Source organism: Mesorhizobium sp. P3_A9, from assembly GCF_056402975.1.
On sequence record NZ_JBFUGJ010000207.1, the window covers coordinates 1 to 10,648 of the forward strand.

10 protein-coding genes are annotated in these 10,648 nt (G+C 63.7%); 5 read left to right on the top strand and 5 right to left on the bottom strand.

Annotation, left to right across the window (positions count from 1 at the left end):
* Positions 1–1,505 (bottom strand): elongation factor G (locus AC1DX0_RS23505; RefSeq protein ID WP_477357016.1); only part of this gene is annotated, 1,505 nt, incomplete at its 3' end.
* A 200-nt stretch (positions 1,506–1,705) separates the two neighbouring features.
* Positions 1,706–3,247: a putative bifunctional diguanylate cyclase/phosphodiesterase gene (locus AC1DX0_RS23510; protein WP_477223515.1), complete on the bottom strand. Its 1,542-nt coding sequence runs from the start codon at positions 3,245–3,247 to the stop codon at positions 1,706–1,708.
* Between the two features lie 247 nt (positions 3,248–3,494).
* Between AC1DX0_RS23510 and AC1DX0_RS23515 the strand changes: the two genes are divergently transcribed.
* Complete coding sequence (locus AC1DX0_RS23515; protein ID WP_477357018.1) at positions 3,495–3,890, top strand: (R)-mandelonitrile lyase; 396 nt, start codon at positions 3,495–3,497, stop codon at positions 3,888–3,890.
* A gap of 3 nt (positions 3,891–3,893) precedes the next feature.
* On the opposite strand, the gene AC1DX0_RS23520 is transcribed toward AC1DX0_RS23515, so the two are convergent.
* On the bottom strand, positions 3,894–4,499 hold the full coding sequence (locus tag AC1DX0_RS23520; RefSeq protein ID WP_477223513.1) for a TetR/AcrR family transcriptional regulator: 606 nt from the start codon (positions 4,497–4,499) through the stop codon (positions 3,894–3,896).
* Between the two features lie 171 nt (positions 4,500–4,670).
* Here AC1DX0_RS23520 and AC1DX0_RS23525 point away from each other — a divergent pair, with 171 nt between their 5' ends.
* Complete coding sequence (locus AC1DX0_RS23525) at positions 4,671–6,188, top strand: MFS transporter (RefSeq protein ID WP_477223512.1); 1,518 nt, start codon at positions 4,671–4,673, stop codon at positions 6,186–6,188.
* Positions 6,189–6,253: 65 nt separating this feature from the next.
* Here AC1DX0_RS23525 and AC1DX0_RS23530 read toward each other — a convergent pair whose 3' ends face one another.
* Positions 6,254–7,456 (bottom strand): pyridoxal phosphate-dependent aminotransferase, encoded by a 1,203-nt coding sequence (locus tag AC1DX0_RS23530; protein WP_477223511.1) that lies wholly within the window; start codon positions 7,454–7,456, stop codon positions 6,254–6,256.
* Between the two features lie 208 nt (positions 7,457–7,664).
* On the opposite strand from AC1DX0_RS23530, the gene AC1DX0_RS23535 reads away from it, so the two are divergent.
* The 3 genes from AC1DX0_RS23535 (at position 7,665) to AC1DX0_RS23545 (ending at position 10,113) form a co-directional block, all read left to right on the top strand.
* Positions 7,665–8,555 carry an EAL domain-containing protein gene (locus tag AC1DX0_RS23535; RefSeq protein ID WP_477223510.1) on the top strand — a complete coding sequence of 297 codons (891 nt, stop codon included), beginning with the start codon at positions 7,665–7,667 and terminating at the stop codon, positions 8,553–8,555.
* Positions 8,552–9,421, top strand: a complete 870-nt coding sequence (locus tag AC1DX0_RS23540) for an EAL domain-containing protein (RefSeq protein WP_477223509.1) — start codon at positions 8,552–8,554, stop codon at positions 9,419–9,421. Before AC1DX0_RS23535 ends, AC1DX0_RS23540 begins: the two co-directional genes overlap by 4 nt.
* Positions 9,422–9,504: 83 nt before the next feature.
* Entirely contained in the window at positions 9,505–10,113 is a 609-nt protein-coding gene (locus AC1DX0_RS23545) for a glutathione S-transferase family protein (RefSeq protein ID WP_477223508.1), read from the top strand.
* A gap of 207 nt (positions 10,114–10,320) precedes the next feature.
* Here the strand turns inward: AC1DX0_RS23545 and AC1DX0_RS23550 are convergent.
* Positions 10,321–10,648 (bottom strand): hypothetical protein (locus AC1DX0_RS23550; protein ID WP_477357020.1); only part of this gene is annotated, 328 nt, incomplete at its 5' end.

Here is a 10,648-nt window from a genome sequence, read left to right on the forward strand (position 1 = left end):
GGCTTGATCTCGATCACCACATCGCCGAACTGGCCATGGCCGCCCGACTGTTTCTTGTGGCGGCCGCGCTGCTGCACTGGTTTGCGGATCGTCTCGCGGTAGGGCACTGCCGGCGCGTGGCCTTCGACCGGGATCTGGTTCTTGCCCTCCAGCCGCTCGCGCACGACGCGCAGATGCATCTCGCCGTGGCCAGACAGCACCGTCTCGGCCGAGTCTTGGTTGTGGCGCAGGCTGAGCGAGGGATCCTCCTCGGCCAGCCGCTGGATGGCGGCCGACATCTTGACCTCATCCTTGCGTTCCTTCGGCCGCAGCGCGAAGGCGAAGACCGGCTGCGGCGGCTCGAACGCGAACAGCTGTTTGGTGCCGCTCTTGGCCGAGGTCAGCGTCTGGCCGGTCTTGACCTCGTCCAGCTTGCCCAGCGCCACGGTGTCGCCGGCCTTGGCGGCGGCGAGCTTGAACTGATCCTTGCCGAGCATCTTGTAGATGCCGGAAACCTTGGCGGTGTCGCCGCCAGGGAGCCATAGTTCGGAGCCGTCTGCAACCTGGCCGGACAGGATGCGCGACACCGACAGCTTGCCGCCATGCGGCGTGTGGATGGTCTTCATCACCTGGACCACCGTAGCGCTGCCCTCCGGGGCGCCGAGGCGCTTGCGGGTCGCCTCGATGTCTGGCGCGTCGTGGCGGATCGCCTTCAAGAGGCGCAGCACGCCATTGCCCTTCTCGGCGGTGCCGATCAGCACCGGCGTCACCGCGCCGTCGCGCAGATCGGCGGCGAGGTCGTCGAAGATCTCGTCCTTCGGCGGCTCGATCTCCTCGAGCAGCTGCTCCATCAACTGGTCGTCATGGTCGGCAAGCGTCTCCAGCATGGAGAAGCGGGCTTCCAGTTCGCGCGCCTTGTCGTCACCCGGTATCTGAGCCACCTCGCTCTCGGCATATTCGCGGTAGATGTAGGCGCGCTCCAGCGCCAGATCGATCGAGCCGATGACGACGCCGTCCTTGCGCAGCGGAATCTGGCGCAGCAGGAGCGGCACGGAGCTTGCCGGCTGCAGCATCTTCAGCGTGTCGCGCACGCCTGCGATCGCCTTGTCGACCTTGTTGAGGAACAGGATGCGCGGCACGCCGAGATCATCAAGCTTGCGCATGATGAGCTGCAAAGCAGGGATCTTCTTTTCGTCTGCCTCGGCCACGACCACCGCGAGATCGCAAGCGGCCAGCACCGGCTCGGCCTCGAAGGAGAATTCGATCGAGCCGGGACAATCGACGAAGGTGATCTGCTCGCCCATGAATTCGGTGGTGGCGATGGTCGCCTCGACGCTCATGGCGTGGGCGCGCGCCTCCGGCGAATGGTCTGAAACGGTGCTGCCCGATGAAACGGGATTTTGTCGGGGAATGGCGCCCGTACGGGCCAATATGGCTTCGAGAAGTGTCGTCTTACCGCTTGCAAAGGGACCGACTATGGCAATGCATTTCGGTCCCGTGCGTCGTCCTCCGGCGCGAGTACCCATGGCTGACCTCCACTCAGGCGTTTCCCTAGGGACCGACTGGCATGCATGGTTCAGGCGTGGTCAATCGGTCCTGAGCGGCGGCCGGCCTGTTCGACCGTCGCGGGCGGGGTTCTTTTCATGTCGCCACCTGCCCAAAAGCATCGTCCCACTTGTTTGCCGGCAGGGCAAGGGAAATAGAAATCCGGTGCCTTGCGGCGTCCTCAGGCGCTCAGCGCCATGGGTTCGGCATTGATGGTGCGGAAGGGGGCGACCAAGGGGGCCACCTTGTCGCGCGGCGCCGGCTTGCCGAAGAAATAGCCCTGGAAACGGTTGCAGCCGGCGGCCTTGGCCAGCGCGAACTCTTCCTGTGTCTCGACGCCTTCCGCCACGATGGTGACGTCCTGGATGCGCGCTATCTGGGCCAGCGCCGAAACGAAGATCTGCGCCACCTGGTCATGGGCAAGGCTGCGGATGTAGGAGCGGTCGATCTTGATGCTGTCGATGGGCAAAGTTTTCAGATAGTTGAAGCCGCAATGGCCGGTGCCGAAATCGTCGAGCGCGATGTGGAAGCCGAGGCCGCGCAAGGCTTCGAGGCGCCGCAGGATTTCCGGCGTGGCGGCGGTCGCCACCGTCTCGGTGATCTCGATGATGAACTGCGCCGCCGAACGGCCGGTTTCCTTCAGCACGCGGTCGCACATGGTGACGATCTCGTCGCGCTTGAGCTGCTCGCCGGAGACGTTGATCGAGATGCGACGCCCGGGGAAATGGCCGACATCGGCGCAAGCCCGCTTGAACACCCATTCGCCCAGCATGTCGATCAGCGTCGAGCGTTCGGCGATGGGAATGAACTCGGCCGGCGAAATCAGCCCGCGAACCGGATGGCGCCAGCGGATCAGGCCCTCGAAAGCACAAGTGGACCCGTCCGGGTTGACGATCGGCTGATAGTGCAGCTCGAGCTCGCCGAGATAGACGGCGGCGCGCAATTCCCGCTCGACCAGGCGGCGGTAGCGCTTGTCGGACAGCATCTCCTCGTCGAACACGGTGACGCGGCCACGGCCCGCCGCCTTGCTTTCATAGAGCGCCAGGTCGGCAACCAGCATCAGTTCCGCCGTGTTGGAGGCATGGGCCGGCGCCAGCGCCACGCCGACCGAGATGGAGAGCGGAATGGTCTTGCCTTCATGCGATTTGCCGGCCCGCATCGTATCGAGCAATTGCCTGATATCCTTGTTGATGGCGGTGAGGTGGCTATGCGGAATGATGACGCCGAATTCGTCGCCGCCGAGCCGCCCGACCATGCCGCCGGCAAAGATGCGTTCCGAGGCCTTGACCAGGTGCACCAGAGCGAGGTCGCCGAATTGATGCCCGAACGTGTCGTTGAGCTGCTTGAAGTGATCGACGTCGATCAAAAGCAGGGTCGCCTCGCGCCGGTCGCGCATGGTGCCCAGGCTGTCGCGCAACGCTTCGAGGAAATAGCGCCTGGTCATCGCCCCGGTCATGACGTCCCTGGTCAGGAAATGATGCTTTTCCGCCTCGGCCGCCGCCGCCGAGCGCAGCCGGTGGACGACGCTGCTGCGCATGTACATCAGCGCCAGCAAGGCAAGGCTGGTGGCCAGGATCGAGACGGCGAAGGCGCCATCCGAGGGCAGGTTGCGCGAAATGTCGAAGGCGCCGAGTGCTGCCGCGCCGATGCTGAGCAAAAGCAGGGCCTGGATGCCGCGATAGACCCGGCCGCTATGGTCCTTGATCGTCGCCAGTATGCTCATCTCATCGCCCCCTGAAATGCAGGCACAGGGCTAGAGGGCAGCCGTTAAGAAGACATTGAATTCGCCGTCATTCGCCTCGATGCGCCATGCGCGGAAGGTTCATGGTTAAGGAGAAAAACTGGATGTTCGTCACGGCAACCGAAACGGCCGGTTGCGCCTCGGATGATATCGGCCGAGAATGGCTTTTGCCCCGATAAGCAGCGGCGTTTGCCGCCGGTCGCTTCACCACCAGTTTCAGGATCAGACGATGAAGATCATTGCTTGCGGCAGCGTGCCGACCATCATAGCACCGGAAAAATACTTCACCGGCCGGGTTCTGCAGACGCCGATCATAGAGGCGGAGGCGCCGGCGCGTCTCAGGGCCACGCTGGTCAGTTTCGAGCCCGGTGCGCGCACCCACTGGCACACGCATCCGCTCGGCCAGACACTTTATGTCACCTCGGGCGCCGGGCTTGCCCAGACATTGGATGGCCCCGTCCAGCAGATAAGGGCCGGCGACGTCATCTGGTTCGCGCCCGGCGAGAAGCACTGGCATGGCGCCGGASCGAAGACGGCRATGACGCATATCGCCATGCAGGAGGCGCTCGACGGCGTCCATGCCGACTGGCTGGAAGCGGTTTCCGGCGAACAATACGCCGGCTGAGTCCTATTCGGGCCGCAACATCCTCAGGAACAGCGCCGCGAGGGTTGCTGCGAGTTCGCTGCCGTCGCGCACGCCGCGTTCGATCGCGTGATCGACGGCGCCGTGCAGTCCGTTGAACAGGACGATCGCGGTGAGGTCGGGATGGTCGACGGACCAGGCGCCGGCTTTCGTGCCGGCCGCCAGCAGCCTCGAGAGATCGCCCAGCAGCGGATTGTCGCCTTTCATCTGCCGCTGGTCGGGCCGGTGGTCGTGGAAGACGACGTCGTGCAGCTGATGGTCGTCGAGATAGGCGTCGATGCCGGCGCTGACGAAGCCCTTCAGGCGCCCGGTCCAGTCATCGGGCGAGCAGGCGTCGATGGCGCTCAGGATGCGGGCGCGAAATCCACTGACGAAGCGCTCGCGCAGGGCAGTGACGACATCCTCCTTGGAGGTGAAATAGAGATAGAAGGTGCCCTTGGCCACTTCGGCCCGGCTGGCGATCTCGTCGATCGTCGTGGTGCCGACACCCCCGGCAATGAACAGCGAAGTCGCTGCCCGCAGGATGTCTTCGCGGCGCACTTCGGCCGGCTTGGTGCGTGGTTTCAGTGCCTTTCTGGCAATGACAGGCATATGATTCCACTCACCATTCGGTTCTTTCGCAGCGCTGGCTTATCGGTTGCCATTATCCTGCATCTGGTGGCGGAGACAAGCTTTTTATAATGGTTCCAAAGTGGTTTAGCATTGTTGACTGACCGTCAGTCAGTGATGTAGGTGACTGTAAACTCATATTTGGAAATAGTCATGCCGAAGAACCGCCTGCCGCTCGTTGCCGCCGTCTATCTCGGCTCGTTCGTCGCTTTGCTCGACGTCAGCATCGTCAATGTCGCGCTGCCGACCATCCAGCAGGCGCTGCACACCGATTTCGGCGGCCTGCAATGGGTGGTCGATGCCTACACGCTGTGCCTGTCGGCCTTCATGCTGTCGTCGGGGCTGATCGGCGACCGCTATGGCCGCAAGCGCTCTTGGCTGGCCGGCGTCGGCATCTTCGTGGCCGGCTCGCTGATCTGCGCCGTTGCGCCCAATCTGACGGCGCTGCTGGCCGGCCGGGTGGTGCAAGGCATTGCCGGCTCGCTGCTCATTCCGGGCGCGCTTTCGATCCTGACGCAGGCCTTCCCGGATCCGCGCGAACGCGCCGGCGTTATCGGCGGCTGGGCTTCTTTCGCGGCCATTTCGCTGCTGGTCGGTCCCGTGCTGGGCGGCATATTGGTACAGACCGTTGGCTGGCAAAGCATCTTCCTGATCAACCTGCCGCTTGGCCTTTTCACCATCGTGCTCGGTGCCATTTCGATCGAGGAGACGGCGCATCCCGAACATGCCCATCTCGACCTTGTCGGCCTGGCGCTCTCGATCCTGTGGCTCGGTGCGCTGACCTTCGGCCTGATCTCGGCCGGCGAGACCGGCTGGAGTGATCCCACGACCATCACGGCCATCATCGCGGGTGTCGTGGGCCTGGCAGTCTTCCTTGGCTTCGAGGCACGCACGGCTCGGCCGATGCTGCCGCTCGGCCTGTTTCGCGACGTGCGCTTTGCCGTCGCCAACGTGGCCTCRTTCGCGCTCGGCTTCACCTCCTACACCAGCGTCTTTTTCTTCTCGATGTTCCTGCAGCAGGTGCAAGGCTGGTCGCCGACGCAGACCGGCCTGCGCATGGCGCCGGCCTTCATCGTCCAGATGGTGGTATCGCCTTTTGTCGGCAGGCTCAGTGCCCGGTACGGCCATTCGGCGCTGATGACAGCGGGCTATGTCCTGATCGGCCTCTCGTTGCTCGGCATGTGCTGGGCCGGACCGTCGACACCGTATTGGGTGCTGTGCGCTCTGTTCGCGATTGGCGGCCTCGGCAATTCGCTGGCGATCCCGACCGGAAGTGCCGCCGCCATGTCTTATGCGCCACGCGAGCGTTCAGGCATGGTGTCGGCGGTCATCAATGCAACACGCCAGAGCGGGCTTGCCATCGGCATCGCGCTGCTTGGCGCCTTGATGAGCATGCGGGCGACGAACCTGCTGACCGGATACCTCAGCGATGCCGGTGTCGCCAATGCCCAAGCGGTGGCCCGCGCCGCCATCTCACGGCATGATTTCGCAACCGATGCGGCGATAGGCGAGGGTGGTGTGCATCAGCTGTTCGCCATCGCCTATGCCGGTGGCTTCCACGCGGCGATGCTGACGGCCGCGATCGGCGCGTTCCTTACCGCTGCCCTGTTGATCGCTGTGCTCGCGCCGGCCGAGGCGCGTTCGGCCAGGGAGGCGAAGCAGCAGGCGTGAGTTGCTTCGTCTCCAACAAAAAACCCGGCGACGACGCCGGGTTTTTGCATTTCAGGCTGCGCTGATCAGGTCAGCGACGCCGTAAAACGCTGGATGCGCGTGCAGGCTTCCTCCAGCAGCGTCTCCGAGGTGGCGTAGGAGATGCGGAAGTTGGGGCCGAGGCCGAAGGCCGAGCCGAACACCACCGCCACGCCTTCGGCCTCGAGCAGTTCCGAGCAGAAGGCCTCGTCGGTGTCGATCACCTTGCCGGCCTTGGTCTTCTTGCCGATCAGCTGAGCGCAGGACGGATAGACGTAAAARGCGCCYTCAGGCGASGGGCAAGARATGCCGCGCGCCTGGTTGAGCATCGAGACGACCAGATCTCGCCGCCCCTGGAAGATCGCCTTGTTCTTGGCGATGAAGTCCTGCGGGCCGTTGAGCGCCTCGACGGAAGCCCATTGGGCGATGGTGCAGGCGCCCGAGGTCTGCTGGCCCTGGATCATGTCCATCGCCTTGATCAGCTGGACGGGACCGGCGGCATAGCCGATGCGCCAGCCGGTCATGGCATAGGCYTTCGASACGCCGTTCATGGTCAGCGTRCGCTCGTAGAGYTTCGGCTCGACCTCGGCGATGGTCTTGAAGACGAAGTCGCCATAGGTCAGGTGCTCGTACATGTCGTCGGTCAGCGTCCAGACATGCGGATGCTTGAGCAGCACATCAGCCAGCGCGCGCAGCTCCGCTTCCGTGTAGGCGGCGCCCGACGGGTTCGACGGCGAGTTCATCAGCAGCCATTTGGTCTTCGGGGTGATCGCCTTTTCCAGCACCGCGGCCGTCAGCTTGAAACCATTCTCGATCGAGGTGTCGGCGAACACCGACGTGCCGCCGCAGATCGCCACCATTTCGGGGTAGCTGACCCAATAGGGGCGCGGGATGATGACCTCGTCGCCGGGGTTCAGCGTCGCCATGAAGGCGTTGAACAGGATCTGCTTGCCGCCGGTGCCGACAATGGTCTGCTCGGGCTTGTAGTCGAGATTGTTCTCGCGCTTGAACTTTTTGGCGATCGCCTCGCGCAGCGGCACGATGCCCGAKACCGGCGGATACTTGGTCTCGCCACGGCGGATCGCCTCGATCGCCGCGTTCTTGATGTTGTCGGGCGTGTCGAAATCCGGCTCGCCGGCGCCGAGGCCGATAATGTCACGGCCGGCATTTTTCAGCTCGCGGGCTTTCTGCGTCACCGCGATGGTGGCGGAAGGCTTTACGCGGGAAAGGGTGTCGGCAAGAAAGGCCATGACCTCAGTCTCTCCTTGAGAAGATCGGCGCGACCAGGAGCGGCCGCGGCGCTTCTCATGTCGCATGATTTCGCTCAGTGCAAGCATTGTTGGCTGATCCAGCCGTCAAGTGGCTGTGATTCGAGCTGTGATCGGCAACACTAAATTCATTAACGGGCGGTAGAGGCTTGCATGACAGGATCGCAATCCAATTGCGGAGCGAGGAACCGTGTCGCGCAGCATCGGGCTTGCCCATATCATCCGTCATGATGACGGCACCTCCACAGGTGTCTGGGGTATCTACACGCTGCAAAGTGCCTTCCAGCCGATCTTCGCCTTCAAGGAGGGCAAGCTGTCGGTTGCCGCCTTCGAAGGGCTGATCCGGCCGTTCCGCGACGGCGAGCCGCAATCGCCGATGGCCTTCTTCTCGACCTGTCCGGCCGGAGACCGCCTGCATGTCGAGGCGCTGACCAGGACGCTGCATCTGCTCAACGCCGGCGCCTGCCTGCCGCAGGAGGCGTCGATCTTCGTCAATTTCGACCCGTCGGTGTTCACCGAGCGGTCGGTCGCCGACAATGCCTTGCGCGAAATGCGGCTGGTGCTGCACGAGGCCGGCATCGATCCCGGCCGAGTCGTGTGCGAGGTGACCGAGCAGAAGTCGGCATCTCAGGAGGCCCTGCATGGCTTTGTCGCCGCCCTCAGGGGCAACGGCTTCCGCATCGCGGTCGATGACTATGGCGCCGATGATTCCGACATCCACCGCATCAAGGAGTTGAAGCCCGACATCGTCAAGTTCGACGCCTACTGGATCAACCAGCTGATGGAATCCGGCGCCGGCTTCGCGCTCCTGACCACCATGGTGAGAACCTTCGAGGATCAGGGCATCCGCACCGTGTTCGAGGGTATCGAGGAGGGGTGGCAACTGGAGCTTGCCGAGAAGTCCGGCGCTTCGATGGTCCAGGGCTTCGTGCTGGCGCGGCCGGAACTGGCGCCGACCAGCTTTCGCGTGTTCGGCAAAACCACGCCGGAAGCTGCCCCCGTGACTGCCGCACCGGCAACTCCGGCCTCACCACATGCGGGGCGGCCGGCAAAAGCCTTCGGGCGCCGGGTCGCGCCATGAGGCTCGAGCGGCGGCGCAATGTCGGCGATGCGATCTTCGCCGACGAGATCGGCATCGAATATGGCGTCCATGGCGAATACCGCTTGCGCAGCGCCTACCAGCCGATCTTCGCACCGCTTGGGCGCTCGCTGCACGCAGTGGCGGTCGAGGGCCTGATCGAGCCGCACCGTGCCGGCCGCGCAGGCTCGCCGCGGGCGTTCTTCGAAAGCGTCACTGCTTCGGACCGGCTGTTTGTCGAGACCATGTGCCGGGTGCTGCATCTCAGGAATTTCCACAACATCGGCGTCGACGGGCTCGATCTGTTCTTCAACTACAATCCGATGATCAACGACCATCCCGGGCGGGCGCTGGCCGAGATCCGGCTGATGAGCCGGCATCTCGGCGAACTCGGCCTTGCCCCCGGCATGCTGGTCTGCGAAATCACAGAACAGGCGGCGGACGACTCGCTTCTCGCCCGACTGGTGCGCGAAATGCGGCGCGACGGCATCCGCATCGCCATCGACGATTTCGGCACCGGTCATTCGACCGAGGAGCGGGTGAGCCTGCTCAAGCCTGATATCGTCAAGATCGATGGCGGCTGGTTCGCGGAGTTCTGCCGCCACGCCGCTGCCGAACGCTTCTTCCGCCCGCTGGTGTCCAGCCTGCACGATCGCGGCGCCAGGGTGCTGGTCGAAGGCATCGAGCAACCCGTCCATCTGCGCGTCGCGCTCGAAGCCGGCGTCGACCTGCTGCAGGGCTTTCTTCTGGCTAGGCCGGCGCTGGCCGGCACCATCTTCAACGAGGAGCCGCTCGTGATCGACGCGCTGCTGGGCTTCGACAACAAGGTCGTGCCGCTCTTTGCCAGGACTTTGCATCAGCGACGCTGATGGTTGCGCCAAAACAAATCATTGGTTGAGGACGCCGCCGCTGCGATAATCGCCTGCAGAAGGCAGCGCTCCGGGGACCGTCCATGATACTTTACAGCATGATCGACAGCGGCAATTGCTACAAGCCGCGCCTGCTGATGGCCAAGCTYGGCCTCGCCTTCACCACGATCGAGGTGAGTTCGCATACCGGCGACACGCGAAAAGCCGACTTTGTCGCCAAGAACCCGAACGCCATGGTGCCGCTGCTCGAGCTCGACGACGGCCGCCGGCTGGCCGAGTCCAACGCCATCCTGCTCTATCTCGCCGAAGGTACGCGCTTCCTGCCGGGGGACAAATACGAGCGCGGGCTCGCCTATCAATGGCTGTTCTTCGAGCAGTACAGCCACGAGCCCTATATCGCCGTGCGCAAGGCGCTGCTGACCTTTCCTGAACGGGCCAGCGATGCGACGCCGGAGCGGCTGGCGGTGACGCTGGAGCGCGGCAACAAGGCGCTCGGCGTGATGAACGCATATCTGGAGAACAACGCCTTCTTCGCTGGCGGCGCTTTCAGCGTCGCTGACATCGCGCTCTATGCCTACACGCATACGGCGGAGCAGGGCGGCTTCCAGCTCGACGCCTATCCGGCCGTCGCGGCCTGGCTTGGCCGCGTGGAGAAGGATCCCGGGCATGTGCCGATCGGATGGGTGGGGTAACGGAGCGTCCTTCTCCCCGTTTACGGGGAGAAGATGGCGGCAGCCAGATGAGGGGCGGCGCCAGCCTCCGTGTGCTTGGCTCTGCGATGGTTCCTCTTGAAGCGTCGGTGCTGCCCCTCATCGCCCTGCCGGGCACTTCTCCCCGTTAACGGGGAGAACGAGGCAGCTTCGCTGCTTTCGCCAATTGTCGATGATTGAGGACGTGATTCAAAGAGGCCGGGTTCTGCCCACGCGAACCTCAGCCAAAGCCTGCTCGGCAAGCTTATCGAGCCTGCCAGCCTTGGCGTCGGCCTCGATCTGCATATCCCATACATCTGCCTGGAACGCCTCGAACCATTTGGCAAAGGCCTTCAGCTCTTTGGGGCTTAGGGCTGTGATGGATCTTTCGATCTGTTCGAGCTTGGTCATGAATTGAAAATAACATGATCGGAGTTGCGAAGCGAAATGGCTCAACCCCAGACAACAAAAAGGCGGGATAAATCCCGCCTTCCCATCCTTGGTAGCCTGATCGGGAGCGTCCGGTCCGGGCTGGCAG